Genomic DNA, 17858 nt, shown 5'->3' on the forward strand with positions numbered 1-17858 from the left:
AGTAGTGCAACACCCCTTTTATGGGGTCAGCTCCCAATTTGCGCAATGGGGCATCCTGTTAATGCCCCCAGCCCACATGCATTGGCGCAAACGGTTGAATTTACCCCACCAACCACCCATGATCGCGCCAGTACCAAAGACTCGCAACCGGGAGCGTCCGCAATGACCCAGACCCAATACCGACAGTTTGCCTGCCTTTCCGATAATTTTGGCGTGATCGTGCATGATCCGGATAGCGGCACCACAGTGGCCATCGACGTGCCAGAAGCAGCCCCATATCTGGCCGTCCTGAATGCCGAAGGCTGGACCTTGAGCGACATTCTCATCACGCACCACCATTGGGACCACGTTGGTGGCTTGGCTGAACTGCAGAAGAAAACCGGTGCCCGCGTCGTTGGTCCGGAACGCACACGGCAAAAACTGAGCGAGATCGAACTGGGAGTTGAAGACGGCGACCACATCTTTTGCGGCCCCATGAAGGTCAAGGCGCTGGCCACCCCCGGTCACACGCTTGATCATGTTACCTGGTGGTTTGAAGACGCGGGCATTGCCCACACAGGAGACACGCTGTTTGCGCTTGGATGCGGGCGCGTTTTCGAAGGAGATCCAGAAATGATGTGGGCCTCACTGACCCACATCATGGACACGCTTCCCGATGATACCGTGATCTTCTGTGGTCACGAATACACGCAGGCAAACGCGCGTTTTGCGTTGACCATTGATCCGGACAATGCCGATCTGCAAGCCCGCGCTCGCAAGATAGACGAACTGCGCGCCAACGGCACGGCCACACTGCCCACAACAATGGGCCTCGAACGCGCGACAAATCCGTTCTTGCGCGCGGATGATCCAACCATTCAAAAACGACTGGGCCTCGAAGGAGCTGCGCTCGCCGATGTCTTTGCCGAGATCCGCAAGCGCAAGGACAACGCCTGATGAACGCGCTGACCGCAGACACAATCATCACGCAGCTCAACATGCAGCCCCATCCCGAGGGCGGCTACTATGTTGAAACCTTTCGCGATGGGGGAGATCCCGAACCGCGCGGAGCCTGCACGGCTATCTACTACCTGCTCAAGGCAGGCGAAGTCTCGCATTGGCACACCGTGGACGCCTGCGAGATCTGGCACTACTACGCAGGCGACCCATTGGCACTGTCTCTCAGCGATGGCACTTCACCCGCAACAACGGTGACCCTCGGCGCCGATTTGCTGGCTGGACAGCGTCCGCAAGCCGTGGTGCCCAAAGGAGTTTGGCAATCAGCGCGTGCCCTGGGCAAGTGGACCCTAGTTGGCTGCACCGTTGCGCCTGGATTCCAGTTCGAAGGGTTTCAACTCGCCCCACCAGAGTGAACGCCTGGTCCGTCAAACTGAATCACGATTTCCCCCGGCCGACGCGTCGGGGGTATCAATCCACCAGAAAACCGTCGCTTGAAGAAAAGGCAAAACACCAAACGCCACCAACCATTTAGGGGAAACGACAGCTTTTATTCATGTTTTTTCGACTGGAGAGCCCGAAGTGATATGTCTTGAGCGCATAACTTCAGGATACTGAGGCCGTTATCGCCACGGCAAAGACCTCATTCTCAACAATTCAAAAACCTAAACTTTTCATACCATTAGTTTTTCACGGTTTTCTGCTCGCTCTTGCCCCGCACCCTCCGGCAACATGCTAGGCTGGCGCATTCACTGGCAAGGAGCGCCCAAGCGGCCCTGCGCGGCTTAGTGCCCCTCTTGCTTTACTGAGATGCCACGGTATTGTGCGCCGCGTTAGGTGTGGCATTCCGTGCACACTCAAGAATTTGAAACTGGAATCAATCATGGCCCAAGGCGACATCAAAAAGGTTGTGCTTGCCTATTCTGGCGGGCTCGACACCTCGATTATTCTCAAGTGGCTGCAGACAGAACTCGGCTGCGAGGTTGTTACGTTCACGGCTGACCTCGGTCAGGGCGAAGAACTGGGACCTGCCCGACGAAAAGCAGAAATGCTTGGGGTAAAAGAGATCTACGTTGATGATCTGCGCGAAGAATTCATCCGTGATTTCGTATTCCCGATGTTCCGCGCCAACGCGATCTATGAGGGCGAATACCTTCTTGGCACCTCGATCGCACGCCCGCTGATTTCCAAGCGCCTGATCGAGATCGCAGAAGAAACCGGCGCGGACGCCGTTGCTCATGGCGCAACAGGCAAGGGCAACGATCAGGTTCGGTTCGAGCTGGGCTGCTACGCCTTGAACCCGGACATCAAGGTTATTGCACCATGGCGCGACTGGCAGTTGAAGTCCCGGACGGAACTGCTCGAGTTTGCGCAAATGCACCAGATCCCGGTTCCCAAGGACAAGCGCGGCGAAGCGCCGTTCTCGGTGGACGCCAACATGTTGCACTCCTCTTCCGAGGGCAAGGTTCTGGAAGACCCTGCGGAAGAAGCACCGCAATACGTTTACCAGCGCACCGTTGATCCAATGGAAGCCCCGGACGAAGCCACCACACTGGAAATTGGCTTTGAGAAGGGCGACCCGGTCTCCTTGAACGGTGTTGCCATGTCCCCTGCTACCTTGTTCGCCAAGCTGAACGATTACGGGCGCGACAATGGCATCGGACGTCTCGATATGGTGGAGAACCGGTTTGTGGGCATGAAGTCCCGCGGCGTTTATGAAACACCGGGTGGCACCATCCTCTTGAAAGCGCACCGGGCCATGGAGTCCATCACGCTGGACCGTGACGCGGCCCACCTCAAGGATGAGTTGATGCCGCGCTATGCCAAGATCATCTACAACGGTTTCTGGTTCTCGCCAGAACGCGAGATGCTGCAGGCTGCCATTGACAAGAGCCAGGAGCATGTATGCGGCACGGTCAAGCTGAAGCTCTACAAGGGCAACGTGATGATTGTTGGCCGTGCGTCTCCAGCCTCGCTCTATTCCGAAGAGCTGGTAACCTTTGAAGACGACAACGGCGCTTATGACCAGAAAGATGCGGCGGGCTTCATTCGCCTGAATGCCCTGCGCCTGCGGACACTGGCAAAGCGCAAGCAGCTGTTGAACAAGTAAGACGAAGGGGCCTACCCTTTGATGGAACAAACACCCCGCCTTCTCACAGGGAAGGCGGGTTTATTTTTGCCCAAGCCTTGCCTTGCCGCCCCAACCCTTGCAAACAAAACGCATTCAATATGACGGGCCGGCGCGAGGACACCATGGACAGCATCTGGACACAGCGGAAAAGCGGAAAGATCGATTCACGTCTTAACGACGCGCGCGATCCGTTTGACAAGGACTATGCGCGCATCGTTCATTCCGCTTCGTTCCGCCGCTTGCAAGGCAAGACCCAGATCCTCAATCTGGGAGATAGCGATTTCTACCGCACGCGCCTGACCCATTCGCTTGAAGTGGAGCAAATCGCCAGCGGGCTGGTCAAACAGCTTCGAATGAAGCTGGCACGGGAAGACCATCCCATCCAAGACTGGCTACCCCCCGACAATCTGGTGCGCACGCTTGGTCTCGCCCACGATCTCGGGCATCCGCCGTTTGGCCACGGCGGCGAAGTCGCCCTCAACTATTGCATGCGAGACAACGGGGGCTTCGAGGGCAACGGACAAACCCTGCGGATCTTGTCGAGGCTGGAAGCCTATTCCTCTAACAACGGTACGGATCTGACACGCCGCACCCTGCTTGGCCTGTTGAAGTACCCGGTCTCGTTTTCCGCGGCCAGCAGCAAACAGCTCCGCCCTGCGCTTCATTCGCATACCACCGCCGTGTCCTTGATTGACACGAAGGCCTCGAAACCGCCCAAGGCCTATATGGACACGGAGCATGATATTGTCGAATGGCTGATCGAGCCATTTTCAGCTTCTGACCGTGCCGCATTTACCGCCGTCACATCGAAACCAGGCAAGCATGGCAAGGCCAAACACAAGACCTTCGATTGCTCCATCATGGATATTGCCGACGACATCGCCTACGGCGTGCATGATCTGGAAGATGCCATCGCACTGGGCCTGATTACCGAGAAGCAATTCAGGGCAGGTATCTCGGAAACGGTGTGTGCGTCGTTTCTCGACGAGCAGGCCGAACGGCATTCCGAGAAGATCGGCAATGACGCTTATGAAGACATGGTCAACTGCCTGTTCGGGTCAAAGCGGAAGATGTACATCTCCATGTTGGTATCCCACTTTATTACCAATATCGAGGTGGTCTCCCATGAGGATCTGCATCACCCCCTCCTCAAATACCGTTTGAGGATCAAGGAGCCACAGGCGCACTTTCTGGAGGCCCTGAAGCAGTTTGTTGCTCAGAAGGTAATCCTTTCGCCGCAAGTGCAGCATCTGGAGTTCAAGGGCCAGAAGATGGTGATCTCCGTATTCGAGGTCTTTGCCTCGAACCCGGAGACCTTTCTGCCTGAGGATGCACGGATCAGATGGCTGGAAAGCGACAAGGATAGCCGGGTAATCTGCGACTATATAGCTGGAATGACAGATAGCTTCCTGCTCAAGACCTATGACCGCCTCTTCAGTCCACGCATGGGTTCGGTGTTCGACCGCCTGTAACAGTGCGTCACAGATGCTGCAGCTCCATGGACACAGGAAACGTACGCCCATGGGCCGAAGCGGCAAACCAATGCGGGACGATCACAAATCAAGCACGAGATGCGGTTCGCCATCGCTCGTTTTGCTCCACGTCTCGCCTTGGGTGGAAACTGTTGCGTTTACCCTTTGACGAAACGACGAGAAGCTGTCGAAGGTTACAACGTCCACCGCCTCATCAAAGTGCAGTGTCACACGGTAAGCTTCGCCTTCAGCCATTTGCTGAACGGCCAGAACCGTCCCCTTGAAGGGTTGCTTGAGATAGCGCCCTGAAACGCGGTCTCCTACAGAAAGGCAGAGTTTCGGCCGATTGGACAACCGTGCGACCGCAACATTCCAGTTTCGGTAACCCAACTCACGGGCGACGCACTCAAGTGCGTGGCCATAAGAGACGAACTCCCCTTGTCGAGCCAAGTCCTGGCGCAACTCGCGCGCCCGTGCTTTTGCCGTTTGCAGCGTGGGGGAAGACAGAGATGCAGGCATGAAAGAATCCTCTCATCACATTCAGCATAACTCTGCGGGTGCTCACGTTACCGCAGACCACTGAACAGCAAGGATCTGCTTCAAATGCCAAAACGACAGAGAGTTTCACCTCAGCCCTGAGGGCTTGTGAGCGGCAGGCCTCTCAACCTTGTTTTGTTGATAGGCAGCACGACCGCCGCTGTCAACTGGCCATTTGTCAGCCTCAGCGCGGTGAAAAGGGCAGGTCACTGCCCTTTTTATTCGCGTAAAGGAAAGAAAGTCGGCTCAAACCTGTGCCAGCGCTTGCGTCACATCAGCCAACAGATCATCCGTATCTTCCAGCCCTACGGAAAAGCGAAGCGTCTTGTCCGTAATGCCCAGTTCCAGACGCGCGCTTTCATCAAGACTCTGGTGCGTTGTCGTTGCCGGGTGCGTGATCAAGCTCTTTGCATCACCAAGATTGTTGGAGAGCTGAACAATGTTGAGGGCGTTAGAGAATTTGAACGCAGCTTCCTTGCCGCCAGCCAGATCAAACGCAATCATTGTGGAGCCGCCACGCATCTGGCGGCGTGCAATTTCAGCCTGCGGGTGATCCTCACGGCCAGGGTAAATCAACCGGGAAACCGCAGCGTGATCTGCCAGCAAGTCGGCAATCTTGCTAGCCGTATGCGTTTGGCGCTCCACCCGCAGCGGTAGCGTTTCCAGGCCTTTCAGCAGTACCCATGCGTTGAACGGACTCATTGCCGGACCGGTATGTTTGTACGGATCATGGAATTCTTCGGTAATCCACTTCTCATCGGAAAGAACGATCCCGCCCAAACATCGCCCCTGCCCGTCAATGTGCTTGGTGGCTGAGTAAACAACAACATCGGCGCCAAGCTCCAGCGGCGATTGCCAGATCGCAGTCGCAAACACATTGTCCACGATCAGCCGTGCGCCGGCCTCGTGAAGAAGATCAGCAACGGCGCGCACATCAATCACTTCCAGAGTTGGATTTGTGGGGCTTTCCATGAAAGCCGCTTTTGTGTTGGGCCGAAGTGCCGCCTTCCATTGCGCCAGATCGGTCCCGTCGATCAACGTCGATTCGACACCGAAACGAGGAAGCAGTTTTTCGACGATATACCGGCAAGAGCCAAACAAGGCCTTGGGCGCAATCACATGATCGCCCGCGCGCACGCACGCCATCAGCGCCGAATGCACAGCGGCCATTCCTGAGGACGTTGCCCGCGCTGCTTCCGTGCCTTCAATCTCACACATGCGTTTTTCAAACATCGCCACGGTCGGATTGGCGTAGCGCGAGTAGATGTATCCGGGGTCCTCCCCGATAAAGCGCGCTTCCGCTGCTTCAGCGCTGTCGTATACGAAACCCTGCGTCAAATACATGGCCTCGGACGTTTCACCAAAGCTGGAGCGCGTCGTGCCGCCGTGAACGAGTTTTGTGGCGGGCTTCCAATTCTGTTTGTTGTCTGTGCTCATGTCGCGTCCTTGCCATTCAAGTTGTTTCAGGTCCTGCACCCAGCCCCAAAACAAAAAACCCCGGCCGATTGAGCCAGGGTCTTACGACAAGAACCCGGCCCTTTAGCAACTTCTTTAACGTGGCAGCAAGCCGGCCGGCCCAAATCACCACAAACTGGAGCTTTTGCTTAGTCCAATCCAAGCGAGCCGTCAAACAATTTGTCATCTCCGCTGAAAACCGAGAGTTACTTCTTGGCCTGTGGGATAATCTCCTATAATCACGAGGCAATCACGCTAAGACCGCTTGTCCGGCGCCAGCCTCAGACAATCAAGCGCCAGACACAAAAACGGGGGCCTTCTGGCATGGGTGGAATTCTGCCTGCAAAAACAATTGCAAACATGTTCGAGTCCGGTGCCATAACGGCAACGCGCACGCCGGATGAGGATCAAATTCAACCTGCAAGCCTGGATCTGCGTCTGGGCGCAACGGCATGGCGTGTTCGGGCCAGTTTCCTTCCCGGCCCAGGCACCCATGTGGAAGACCGGCTGGAAAAACTCATCCTGCATGAAATAGATCTCAGCAAAGGGGCCGTGCTCGAAACCGGCTGCGTCTACATCGTCAAACTTCAAGAGGGACTGGATCTGCCCCCGGAGTTGTCAGCGACCACAAACCCCAAAAGCTCCACCGGCAGAATTGACGTTTTCACCCGCGTGATCGCCGATGAGGGGCGAGCCTTTGACAGCATTACCGCTGGCTACAAAGGCCCGCTTTACGCGGAAATCTCTCCTCGAACCTTTCCCGTTCTGGTGCGTGAAGGCTCGCGCCTCTCCCAGATCCGGTTCCGTGAAGGTGATGCGCGTATCTCTGATACGGACCTGATGGAGATCCACCGCGACCAGACGCTGGTCTCCGGCGGGGATGAGGTCATCGGCGGCGGTGTGCAGCTGTCCATCGACTTGCAAGGTGGGGGGAGCGGCAGTCTGATAGGCTACAGAGCCAAGCGCCACACCGGAGTCATTGACGTTGACAAGAAGGACGCGCAAGACCCGCTGGACTTTTGGGAACCAATTTACAACCGAGGCGACGCCTCTTTGATCCTGGATCCCAATGAGTTCTATATCCTTGTGTCGCAAGAGGCAGTCCACGTACCCCCCCTTTACGCGGCAGAAATGGTCCCGTTTGATCCCCTCGTGGGTGAGTTTCGCGTGCATTATGCAGGTTTCTTCGATCCCGGTTTCGGCCACGCCACCGTTGGAGGCAGCGGGTCGCGTGCCGTTCTGGAGGTCCGCTCGCACGAGGTCCCCTTCCTTGTGGAACACGGACAAACCGTAGGCCGACTTGTATATGAAACCATGCAGGAACAACCCGACACCCTCTATGGTGACGGCATTGGCTCCAACTATCAGGGACAGGCACTGAAGCTTTCCAAGCACTTCAAAGCCGTGTCCTTCACATAAAATCAAAACAGCACATGGCCTTTTATACGATCACACAGGAGTTTCGGGCGGACACGGAAGAGAAGAAATCTCGGTTTCTGGCGTTCCTCGTACCCTATGATCAATTTGATGCTCGCCTTGCCGCCTTGCGGGAGCAACACCGCAAGGCCAACCACCATGTCACGGCCTTTCGGCGCATGCTGGATGAAGGGCGCGTGGATGAGGGTGCCAAGGATGATGGCGAACCGGCAGGCACCTCTGGCATGCCGATGCTCAAAGCCATGATCGGAGCCAATCTCATCAACTGCGGCGTCATTGTCGTGCGCTATTTTGGTGGCATCAAGCTGGGCACAGGCGGGTTGGCCCGCGCCTATGCCGGCGCCGCCAACGCCGTGATTTCCTGTGCCGATTTGGAACAGTGGCATCCCATGAAAACCAAAGTGATTTCAGTAGGCTTCGCTCAAAGCGCTGAAATCGAACGTCGCATCTCCGACCTCAACCTAACGGTATTGGACCGTACCTTCACCGAAGATGGAGCCGTATTGACGGTAGAAGGGCCGGAAGAGACAATCGACGCCTTGTAGCGGAAAGGCAAGGGCGGTATTTGCAGCGCTGCCCAAAACGCCATCAAAGCTCCCTCCCCCGAAAAACCATCCCCCTGCCCTTGGAGTTTGCATGAGGCAACGCCTCTGCAATCATTAAGAAACTCTTAAGGCTGGCATGGGCCTTGCGGTGCTTTCGGCAAAGCACTGTTAACTGACCCATTTCGGGACAGTGTGCCGGGGAGGATGTATGCGAGTAACCCGACCAACTGCCAGCACCGAATATCAGCCAGATCGCGCCGCCGTGCGCCGCGGCGCCACACGACGTCCGCTCAATGCCAAGCGCCAAAGTCAAGTGCCGCCTCGCTATGCCCGCAGCAAACGGGAACTCGTACCATTGGACACAGCACCAACGGAACGGACTTTCCCGGAAGAAGAAACGCTCGGGCGCATCGTCTCCTATCGCAGCAACGCGCCATTCATCGCCCACCTGATTGCAGTGCGCGACAAGGACCCACAAACACGGGAAAAACGGCGGGCGGACCCGGAAACCACCGCGACCACGTATAAGGCAACGTTCAAATCAACCCGCCGTTTCGGCTGTGGGCGCATCCTCACCCATATGGCCTGAGGACGCGCCATTCTGCGCCCTTAGTAACCAAGGGCGCAGCCATCCTTGCGGGGATCCGACCCGCCAATCAACCCGCCTGTTTGGCGATCAAACTGAATTGCCTGTGCCCCGCCTATAGGCTCGGCCGCGCGCTGCACCTCATGCCCCCTTGCCACCAGCCCTTGAACCGTTTTCTCCGGAACGTGAGTCTCCGCCCGCAACGCCAGTGTCTTTTCGTCCATGAACAGTCTCGGACAATCAATGGCGGCCTGAACGTCCATCTGGAAGTCGCAGATATTTGAGATTACGTGGGCATGACCACAGGGTTGATATCCGCCTCCCATCACCCCAAAAGACAGATACGGTTGCCCATCCTTCAGAGCCATCGCCGGAATGATCGTGTGCATGGGACGCTTGCCCCCAGCCAGTTCATTCACATGCCCTTCTTCAAGAGTAAAACAGGCGCCCCGGTTTTGAAACAGAACGCCAGTTTCCGGGTCTGTGATGCCGGACCCGAACCCATGATAAATTGAATTGATGAGGGACACCGCCATGCCTTCCTCATCCACAACCGTAAGATATACCGTGTCTGATTTCGGGGAGAGCATCTGCTCGCTTTGTCGCGGCAACGCCCGGTTAGGGTCGATCATCGCAGCCAACCGGTCAATGTAGTCCTCATGTAAAAATTCTTGCGGTGAAATCTGCATGTGTTCAGGATCTGCCAGAAACCGATCACGGCCTGAATAGGCAAGTTTGGCGGCCTCCATTTCCAGATGAAATCGTTCCGCGCTCAATGGATCCAACGCCTTTAAATCAAAGCGTTTCAAGATCTCCAGCATGACCAGTGCAATAATGCCCTGCCCGTTCGGCGGCAATTCCGCCACCTCTATACCACCATACTGGCAGGTGACGGGCGTGACCCGCAGCGGAGCCATGGCGGCAAAATCGTCCAGCGTCAGCGCACTGCCCTTGGCAGAAAGGGTCGCGACCATATCCTGAGCAATCGGGCCATGATAGAAAGCTGCAGCCCCTTGCGCAGCCACGGCTTTCAAGGTCTGTGCCAAAGCAGGTAGCCGCATTACATCCCCCGGACCGGGGGCCTTGCCATCTTTCAGGTAGAACCGAGCGGACCCTTCGTCTCGCTCCAGAAACGCCACCTTGTCCCGCCAGTCAAAGGCCGTTCGCGGCGACACCGCAAATCCGCGGTCCGCATAGTCAATCGCACGCGCCAAGACACGGTCGAAGCCGAAATGTCCATGCTCGCCGAGCAGCGCTTCCCAACCGCGCAATGCGCCGGGCACAGTCACAGCATGAACGCTGTCGGTGGCAATGCTGGACAGCCCTTGTGCTCGCAGCTTGGCTGCAGAAGCGCCCGCCGCGGCTCGCCCTGACGCGTTCAGGCCTGAAAGAGTGCCATCAGGTTTGGCTACAATGGCAAAGCAGTCGCCGCCGATCCCCGTCATGTGCGGCTCAACCACGCTGAGCACCGCAACCGCAGCCACCGCAGCATCGGCCGCGGTCCCTCCATCACGCAACAGCTCAAGTGCCGCCTGCGTCGCCAAAGGATGCGAGGTCGCCGCCATGGCGCGAGGCGCATAAACCGCCGATCGTCCCGGCGCTTGAAAGTCTCTGAACACGCTTGTCCCCCTGCTGCCAATCAGAGCAGCTGTTGTTTTTCTGCGCCCAGACTACTCATAACTACTTATTGGTGTTAAGCAGGGGGATACAAGACAATAGTTTAAGAGGAAACCCCATGAGCAATCTCGGTCTGGCCCAAGCTCGCACCATCATAACCAAGGCTATGGAAAAGGGGCGCAACAGCGCATTCAAGCCGCTTACGGTTGCGGTTCTGGACGACGGCGGTCACCTGATCGCTCTGGAACGGGAAGATGGCGCATCCTTCATGCGCCCGCAAATCGCCATGGGCAAGGCCTATGGCGCCGTTGCCTTGGGTGTTGGCTCCCGCTGGCTGAACGAAAACGCCCAAAGCCGGCCACACTTCGTTCAAGCCCTGAACGGCCTTTCGGATGGCAACATTGTCCCCGTTCCAGGTGGCGTACTGATCCGCAACCCGGAAGACGGCACGGTCATGGGTGCCGTTGGCATCACGGGTGACACCTCGGAAAACGACGAACTCTGTGCTGTTGCTGGGATTGAAGCGGCCGGCCTTTCAGCGGACGTGGGCTAAGCCGTGACGCCTGCCACGTTTTCGCTTCGACGCACGCCAGCCGCGGACCTGTCAGCCGGACGCCGTGTCGGGGCCGCTGCCGTTTAGAGGGACGACAGCGTGCCATGCACACGTATTGACGACGGGAGCTACTTTTTCGTTTCCGCCAGCGCAGCAATTTGCTTTTGCATATCGGCCAACTGCTGCTTCAGGTCATCCATATCCTTGTTGGCATGATCTGAAGCCGGCTCCCGCGTTGCTGTCCCGCTCTCCGGTTTGTGCGCGTGCGGGCCGGCAAACGGATTCCCGCTTGGATCAAACGGCGAGAACATGCGCATGGCACGTTCAAACATTTCCATGTTGCGCTTGGTCTGTTCCTCAATGGCCTCCAACGCTGATGAGCCGAATGCCTGCGTCATGTGCTGGCGCAGCTTGTCCTGTTCCTGTGTCAAAGACGACATGCTGTACTCCAGGTAACTGGGTACAAGCGTTTGCATGCTGTCACCGTAAAAGCGGATGAGCTGACGCAAGAACGCGATCGGTAGCAAGTTTTGCCCCTTGCTCTCTTGCTCGAAAATGATCTGGGTCAGCACCGACCGGGTAATATCATCCCCCGTCTTGGCATCATAAACCACGAAGTCCTCTTCGTCCTTCACCATCACGGCAAGGTCTTCAAGTGTCACGTATGTACTGGTGCCCGTGTTGTAGAGACGCCGATTGGCGTATTTCTTGATGATGGTCGGCTCGTCTGTTTTGGCCATCTGTAATACCGCGCTCCGGAGCTGGCGAGACCACCAGCTATTTTTCTTTTAAATGCCTGATGAAATGGCAAGTGTTCCCTCAAAACAATAGAGTACGTCAACTACCCCTGCGAGCGCTACCGTTTTCCGTGGTGCACTATAGTCGAAAGGAAATTGACGGATTTGCGCTGGAAAAACACGGATTACTCTAGGTATCATCCTTAGGTGTTTCTCATTAGCCGCACCTTCAACCTGTCATGTAATGAGCGTGCGCGCTGCTCTTTTCACCTTTTGAAGTATGGGTATTGTCATGAGCAATCCAAATGATGTGGTCATCGTGAGCGCGACCCGCTCGCCGGTCGGTTCTTTTGGTGGTTCTTTCGCCACCGTGCCAGCGCACGATCTGGGGACAGCCGTCATCCAGTCGGCTCTGAAGCGTGCTGGTGTCACACCGGATGAGGTCAACGAGGTCATTTTCGGGCAGGTCCTGACCGCAGGACAGGGCCAGAACCCGGCCCGGCAGGCTGCGATCAACGCCGGTCTTCCGGAAAGCTCCACCGCACTGGTGGTCAACCAAGTGTGCGGATCCGGTTTGCGCACGGTCGCCATGGGCATGCAACAAATCCAGTCCGGCGATGCGGATATCATTGTTGCGGGCGGTCAGGAAAACATGACCCTTGCCCCCCACTGCCAACACCTGCGCGCCGGCGTGAAGATGGGCGACTACAAGATGATCGACACCATGATCAAGGACGGTCTGTGGGATGCATTCCACGGTTACCACATGGGCCAGACTGCCGAAAACGTTGCCGAGAAATTCCAGATCACCCGCGAGCAACAGGACGAGTTCGCGGTAAAATCCCAGAACAAGGCCGAAGCAGCGCAAAAAGCGGGCAAGTTCAAGGAAGAAATCACACCCATCACCGTGAAGGAACGCAAGAGCGAGCGTATCGTGGAAGACGATGAGTACATCCGCCACGGAGCCACACTGGAAGGCATGCAGAAGCTGCGTCCGGCGTTTGCAAAAGACGGCACTGTTACGGCGGCCAACGCGTCAGGCCTGAACGATGGTGCCGCTGCACTGGTGCTCATGACAGCAGAAGCTGCAGAAAAGCGGGGCATCAAACCACTGGCCCGCATCGCATCATGGGCCACCGCGGGTGTCGACCCGGCCGTTATGGGCACCGGCCCAATCCCGGCCTCCAAGAAGGCCTTGGAAAAGGCCGGCTGGACCGTTGAGGATCTGGATCTGGTGGAAGCCAACGAAGCGTTCGCCGCGCAGGCCTGCTCCGTCAACATCGGGCTCGACCTTGACCCTGAGAAAGTCAATGTAAATGGCGGAGCCATTGCAATAGGCCATCCCATCGGCGCGTCAGGTGCAAGAATTCTTGTAACTCTTTTGCACGAAATGAAAAGATCTGAAGCCAGCAAAGGACTTGCAACACTTTGCATCGGCGGAGGAATGGGTGTTGCTATGTGCGTTGAACGCATTTGATAATCGATAAAGCCATACCAATAACTAATGGCGGAACAGCATAGGTTCCGCCATTATGCGTTTGTACTCTACGGTACTTTAAAAATTTCAATGAACGTTTGGGGATGCGTTGATGGGACAAGTTGCAATTGTAACTGGCGGCACACGTGGAATTGGCTCGGCGATCTCGAAAGGCCTGAAAGAAGCTGGCTACACAGTAGCGGCTACCTATGCTGGTAATGTGGAAAAGGCGGAGGCGTTCAGCGCTGAAACCGGGATCAACGTGTTCAAGTGGGACGTATCTGACCCTGAAGCCTGTGAAAAGGGCGTACAGCAGGTCAGCGAGGAATTGGGCGACATCGAAGTTCTCGTCAACAATGCAGGGATCACCCGCGACGGCTGGTTCCACAAGATGACCTATGATGATTGGTCAGCTGTTTTGCGCACCAATCTGGATTCCATGTTCACCATGACCAAACCTGTCATCGAGAGCATGCGCGCCCGCAGTTCCGGTCGCATCATCAATATTTCGTCCATCAACGGTCAGAAAGGCCAGATGGGCCAAACCAACTATTCAGCCGCCAAGGCAGGCGTCATCGGCTTTACAAAAGCTCTGGCTCAGGAAACCGCGCGCAAGGGCGTTACCGTCAATTGCATCTGCCCGGGCTATATCGATACTGATATGGTTGCTGCAGTTCCTGAAAAAGTCCTGGAAGGCATCATCGGCCAAATCCCCGTAGGGCGCCTTGGCAAGGCAGAGGAGATCGCCGGGCTGGTTCGGTATCTAACATCGCCGGAAGCTGCCTTCATGACCGGTGCCGTCCTGACCATCAATGGCGCCCAGTACATTGCAAACGGCTAAGCGGATCGCATCCGAAGAGAATACAAGGGCCGCTTGATATCAGGCGGCCTTTTTTGGTGCCTTTGGTCGAAGCCCAAAAAGAAAAGGCCGCTTCCTTTCGGAAACGGCCAATCTTTACCTTATCGCGGTTCGCGCTTCAGTCTTAGACGTCGTCCTTAGGCTGAAGTACCTGACGACCCCGATACATGCCGGTTTTCAGGTCGACATGGTGCGGACGACGCAGTTCGCCCGAATCCTTGTCTTCCACGTATGTCGGCTGGTTCAGGGCGTCCGCAGAACGGCGAAAGCCGCGCTTCATGCGCGAAACTTTTCTCTTAGGAACTGCCATCGTAGCTCTCTCTTTCGTCAACAGTCACGCGCCGGGGCGCGTAGCCTCAACGTGCGAAACACAAAAGTGTCAGAATGGCGGGCGTTATACAGGCAATTTCACCGGAACGCCAGTGCCTGCGCGAAATAAATTTCACATCACTGACGCTCGGCGGACGTGCATGCGATGACGTCCCCGGCCACTTTCATTCGCTGCTGATTTATACTGGCAAGGCGCTGATGTCCAGCCCCCGGACGCGCCGGATTACGTAAAATCGGATTCGGCAGTGCTGTAGCCAGCAATGCAGCCTCGCGCCGGGTCAAATCCTTGGCTGATTTCCCGAAATACGCCTGTGCAGCAGCTTCGGCACCAAAAATGCCATCTCCCCATTCCACAATGTTCAAATAGATTTCCAGAAGCCGGCGCTTTGTCAGCATGGCATCAAGCATGATTGCCAGCGGGGTTTCCATGGCCTTGCGCAGATAATTGCGCCCATTCCAGAGAAACAGATTCTTTGCCGTCTGCATGGGGATGGTGCTGGCCCCACGGGCCCGCTCCCCTTCCAGAAGCGATTCGACCTGCTTGTGCATGGCCTGCCAATCCACGCCGCCATGCTCGCAGTAGAGACTGTCCTCGGACACCACAACAGCGCGCTGCAAGTGTTCCGAGATAGCCTCAAGTGGCACATAGGTGCGGGCCACCGGTTGCAATGTCACGTAGCGGCTCACCATCAAGGTGGAAATCGGCGGAACCACCGAATAAAGGACAGTCAATACAACCGGTGCTAAAAGAACAAAGGCTAGACCCCACAGCACAAATCGCCGTATGCGCCCACCTTTGCGCCGTTTCCGCCGTGCAGAACGAGTTAGTGTCACGCCTCCTCCTGACCTTGTCGCGCGCCATTGTTGGCCAGGAAAGCGGCCAAAGCCTCTCCCAACACCCGAGCATTCGTGTCAAAAGCCGATTTTTTACGCCAAATCAGTCCAATATCCCGGTAAGCGGTTGGGCTGTCCAAGTGCAATAACTCAAGGCTGGTACCTGCCGTGACACCGGCCTTGGCAGCCAGCGCCGGAACCAGGGTCAGCCCCAATCCGTTATCCACCATCTGAATCAAAGTTGTCATGGATGTGGCCTGAAAATCCTCACCCCCAAGGCTCAAGCGCCCACCGGTAGCCGACAAGGCATGATCGCGCAGGCAATGGCCGTCTTCCAGCAGGAGAAGCGTCTCATCCTGCATCTGATCGAGCGGAATTTTCGGCAGCTGTGCCAAATCATGGTTTCTTGGAACGGCCAGCAACAGCTCATCCTTTCCAACGACAATCTTTTCAAAGCCCTCTGTATTATAAGGAAGGGCAATTAACGCTGCATCTACACGCCCCTCCTTGAGACCTGCAACCAGATTGCGCGTCAAATCCTCTCGCAAAAACAGTTTCAGACGCGGATACTGGGCACGCAGGCTCGGCAAGAAACGGGGCAGAAGATAGGGCGCAACCGAGGGAATCACCCCTAGACGAAACCGCCCATTGAGCGGCTGATCATCCGTTTGAGTGCCATTTACAAGATCTTCCGCATCCCGCAACAACTCGCAGGCCCGCTCAAGAACAGTCTCACCCGCCTCTGTCAGCACCAGCGTCCGACCGGATCGGTCCACCAACTCGCATCCCAGAATATCTTCGAGCTGGCGAATCGACGCGGAGAGCGTGGACTGGGTGATGTGACAGGCCTGTGCCGCTTTGGAAAAGGACAGATTATCGGCCAGTGCCTTGAAGTATTGGAGTTGTCTGAGTGTGGGTAACATCGTGCGTCAGCTTGTCACATAATTTCAGGTCTTGTTCAGAACGATTCTAAAAATGGCAGGTTTCTGCGATTTATATCCATTCTGACATGAACTATCGAATAAATCGATAGCAATGTTCGTTATTATCGTTTTGACCGAACAGGCAGGGTGGCGCATAAAAACGGTGTTTGCAGCGCGGTGCAGCGCAGCAAGAAAGATTTTCCAATGGTCACAACCGAACGGTGACCCATTCCAGTTTAGGAGACTACCATGCTCGGTATTGGCGATAAGCTTCCAGAATTTTCTGTAACCGGTGTTAAGCCAGGCTTCAACAAGCACGAAGAAAACGGTGAGTCCGCCTTCGAACCGATCACGGACAAGAGCTTTGAAGGCAAGTGGAAGGTCATCTTCTTCTACCCAAAGGACTTCACCTTTGTTTGCCCAACCGAAATCGCCGAGTTTGCCCGTCTGGCCGGTGAGTTCGAAGACCGCGACGCTGTCGTGATGGGTGGTTCCACCGACAACGAATTCGTCAAGCTTGCATGGCGCCGCGATCATCCGGATCTGGACAAGCTGCCGATCTGGTCGTTTGCCGACACCAACGGTTCGCTGGTTGACGGTCTGGGCGTTCGCGCACCAGAAGGCGTTGCTTACCGCTACACCTTCGTTGTCGACAACGAGAACACCATCCAGCACGTTTACGCAACCAACCTGAACGTTGGCCGTAACCCGAAGGACACCCTGCGCGTTCTCGACGCTCTTCAGACCGACGAGCTGTGCCCGTGTAACCGCGAAGTTGGCGGCGACACACTGGCTGCCTAAGGCAATAAGCCACTGAAAATTGGAGGGTCGCCCATGGCGGCCTTCCCGGCCCCGCCCCGTTTGCGGCGTTTCAAACATTGCAGAGTATTTCCCATGTCCATTGATAGCCTCAAATCCGCCCTCGGTGATTTCGCGAAGGATATCCGCCTAAACCTGGGCAGCATGGCCTCGGACGAGAGCCTGACTGCACAGCAGAAGTATGGCCTTATGGTTGCTTGCGGCATTGCTTCGCGCAACAAGACCGTGAAAGACGCCATGATTGCTGAAGCGACACCGCACCTGTCTGCGGAGGCGCTGACGGCCGCAAAGGCTGCTGCCAGCATCATGGGCATGAACAACATCTACTACCGTTTCGTGCACCTGTCGTCCAACGAGCAGTACGGCACCATGCCGGCCAAGCTCCGCATGAACGTCATTGGCAAGCCCGGCGTGGACAAGGCCGACTTCGAACTGTGGTCGCTGGCTGTTTCCGCCATCAACGGCTGTGGCATGTGCATCGACAGTCACGAAGCGATCCTGCGCAAGGAAGGCATGACAGCAGAGATGATCCAGACCGCCGTGCGGTTTGCCGCCATCATCCAGTCCGCCGCCATTGCCTTGGAAGCATCCGAATAACAGCGCCTCCCAA

19 protein-coding genes and 1 riboswitch are annotated in these 17858 nt (G+C 56.3%); of the genes, 12 read left to right on the plus strand and 7 right to left on the minus strand.

What is annotated here, in order from left to right; translation table 11 throughout:
• The first annotated feature begins 162 nt into the window (after positions 1 to 162).
• The 4 genes from gloB (at position 163) to G512_RS0108835 (ending at position 4539) form a co-directional block, all read left to right on the plus strand.
• Positions 163 to 936: a hydroxyacylglutathione hydrolase gene (gene gloB / locus G512_RS0108820; RefSeq protein ID WP_028481407.1), complete on the plus strand. Its 774-nt coding sequence runs from the start codon at positions 163 to 165 to the stop codon at positions 934 to 936.
• Positions 936 to 1352 carry a cupin domain-containing protein gene (locus G512_RS0108825; RefSeq protein ID WP_028481408.1) on the plus strand — a complete coding sequence of 139 codons (417 nt, stop codon included), beginning with the start codon at positions 936 to 938 and terminating at the stop codon, positions 1350 to 1352. The genes gloB and G512_RS0108825 overlap by 1 nt, the downstream gene beginning before the upstream one ends.
• 467 nt (positions 1353 to 1819) lie before the next feature.
• Positions 1820 to 3046, plus strand: coding sequence for an argininosuccinate synthase (locus G512_RS0108830; protein WP_178378239.1), 1227 nt, complete (start codon positions 1820 to 1822; stop codon positions 3044 to 3046).
• Between the two features lie 143 nt (positions 3047 to 3189).
• The gene (locus G512_RS0108835) at positions 3190 to 4539 is read left to right on the plus strand and encodes an anti-phage deoxyguanosine triphosphatase (protein WP_028481410.1); all 1350 of its coding nucleotides are present in this window, start codon (positions 3190 to 3192) and stop codon (positions 4537 to 4539) included.
• 81 nt (positions 4540 to 4620) lie between these two features.
• On the opposite strand, the gene G512_RS0108840 is transcribed toward G512_RS0108835, so the two are convergent.
• Both G512_RS0108840 and G512_RS0108845 read right to left on the minus strand, forming a co-directional pair.
• Positions 4621 to 5058, minus strand: coding sequence for a glyoxalase superfamily protein (locus G512_RS0108840; RefSeq protein WP_028481411.1), 438 nt, complete (start codon positions 5056 to 5058; stop codon positions 4621 to 4623).
• 264 nt (positions 5059 to 5322) lie between these two features.
• Positions 5323 to 6513: an O-succinylhomoserine sulfhydrylase gene (locus G512_RS0108845; RefSeq protein WP_028481412.1), complete on the minus strand. Its 1191-nt coding sequence runs from the start codon at positions 6511 to 6513 to the stop codon at positions 5323 to 5325.
• Between the two features lie 82 nt (positions 6514 to 6595).
• Positions 6596 to 6674: riboswitch (SAM riboswitch) on the minus strand.
• A 181-nt stretch (positions 6675 to 6855) separates the two neighbouring features.
• Here G512_RS0108845 and G512_RS0108850 point away from each other — a divergent pair.
• From G512_RS0108850 to G512_RS22060, 3 genes are all read left to right on the plus strand, one after another.
• Positions 6856 to 7950, plus strand: a complete 1095-nt coding sequence (locus tag G512_RS0108850) for a 2'-deoxycytidine 5'-triphosphate deaminase (protein ID WP_028481413.1) — start codon at positions 6856 to 6858, stop codon at positions 7948 to 7950.
• 14 nt (positions 7951 to 7964) lie between these two features.
• Positions 7965 to 8513 (plus strand): IMPACT family protein, encoded by a 549-nt coding sequence (locus G512_RS0108855; RefSeq protein ID WP_028481414.1) that lies wholly within the window; start codon positions 7965 to 7967, stop codon positions 8511 to 8513.
• 208 nt (positions 8514 to 8721) lie between these two features.
• Entirely contained in the window at positions 8722 to 9102 is a 381-nt protein-coding gene (locus G512_RS22060) for a hypothetical protein (RefSeq protein ID WP_051269151.1), read from the plus strand.
• 20 nt (positions 9103 to 9122) lie between these two features.
• On the opposite strand, the gene ggt is transcribed toward G512_RS22060, so the two are convergent.
• On the minus strand, positions 9123 to 10718 hold the full coding sequence (gene ggt, locus G512_RS0108865; protein WP_028481415.1) for a gamma-glutamyltransferase: 1596 nt from the start codon (positions 10716 to 10718) through the stop codon (positions 9123 to 9125).
• Positions 10719 to 10834: 116 nt separating this feature from the next.
• Between ggt and G512_RS0108870 the strand changes: the two genes are divergently transcribed.
• Positions 10835 to 11269, plus strand: a complete 435-nt coding sequence (locus tag G512_RS0108870) for a GlcG/HbpS family heme-binding protein (protein ID WP_028481416.1) — start codon at positions 10835 to 10837, stop codon at positions 11267 to 11269.
• 128 nt (positions 11270 to 11397) lie between these two features.
• Here the strand turns inward: G512_RS0108870 and phaR are convergent, their stop codons facing one another.
• Entirely contained in the window at positions 11398 to 12009 is a 612-nt protein-coding gene (phaR, locus tag G512_RS0108875) for a polyhydroxyalkanoate synthesis repressor PhaR (protein WP_028481417.1), read from the minus strand.
• A 289-nt stretch (positions 12010 to 12298) separates the two neighbouring features.
• Here phaR and G512_RS0108880 point away from each other — a divergent pair, with 289 nt between their 5' ends.
• Together G512_RS0108880 and phbB are read left to right on the plus strand one after the other, a co-directional pair.
• Entirely contained in the window at positions 12299 to 13483 is a 1185-nt protein-coding gene (locus tag G512_RS0108880) for an acetyl-CoA C-acetyltransferase (RefSeq protein ID WP_028481418.1), read from the plus strand.
• Positions 13484 to 13595: 112 nt separating this feature from the next.
• Positions 13596 to 14324, plus strand: a complete 729-nt coding sequence (gene phbB / locus G512_RS0108885; protein WP_028481419.1) for an acetoacetyl-CoA reductase — start codon at positions 13596 to 13598, stop codon at positions 14322 to 14324.
• 142 nt (positions 14325 to 14466) lie between these two features.
• On the opposite strand, the gene rpmF is transcribed toward phbB, so the two are convergent.
• The 3 genes from rpmF to G512_RS20485 all read right to left on the minus strand — a co-directional run bounded on the left by rpmF (position 14467) and on the right by G512_RS20485 (position 16429).
• Positions 14467 to 14652 (minus strand): 50S ribosomal protein L32, encoded by a 186-nt coding sequence (gene rpmF / locus G512_RS0108890; protein WP_028481420.1) that lies wholly within the window; start codon positions 14650 to 14652, stop codon positions 14467 to 14469.
• A gap of 137 nt (positions 14653 to 14789) precedes the next feature.
• Positions 14790 to 15506 carry a monofunctional biosynthetic peptidoglycan transglycosylase gene (mtgA, locus tag G512_RS20480; RefSeq protein WP_036489156.1) on the minus strand — a complete coding sequence of 239 codons (717 nt, stop codon included), beginning with the start codon at positions 15504 to 15506 and terminating at the stop codon, positions 14790 to 14792.
• Positions 15503 to 16429 (minus strand): hydrogen peroxide-inducible genes activator, encoded by a 927-nt coding sequence (locus G512_RS20485; RefSeq protein ID WP_051269153.1) that lies wholly within the window; start codon positions 16427 to 16429, stop codon positions 15503 to 15505. The genes mtgA and G512_RS20485 overlap by 4 nt, the downstream gene beginning before the upstream one ends.
• Before the next feature lie 249 nt (positions 16430 to 16678).
• Between G512_RS20485 and G512_RS0108905 the strand changes: the two genes are divergently transcribed.
• Together G512_RS0108905 and G512_RS0108910 are read left to right on the plus strand one after the other, a co-directional pair.
• Positions 16679 to 17230: a peroxiredoxin gene (locus tag G512_RS0108905; protein ID WP_028481421.1), complete on the plus strand. Its 552-nt coding sequence runs from the start codon at positions 16679 to 16681 to the stop codon at positions 17228 to 17230.
• A 93-nt stretch (positions 17231 to 17323) separates the two neighbouring features.
• Positions 17324 to 17845 (plus strand): carboxymuconolactone decarboxylase family protein, encoded by a 522-nt coding sequence (locus tag G512_RS0108910; protein WP_028481422.1) that lies wholly within the window; start codon positions 17324 to 17326, stop codon positions 17843 to 17845.
• Positions 17846 to 17858 lie beyond the last annotated feature (13 nt).

Origin of the sequence: Pseudovibrio exalbescens DSM 16456 (assembly GCF_000422785.1) — a bacterium.
Lineage (GTDB): Bacteria > Pseudomonadota > Alphaproteobacteria > Rhizobiales > Stappiaceae > Pseudovibrio > Pseudovibrio exalbescens.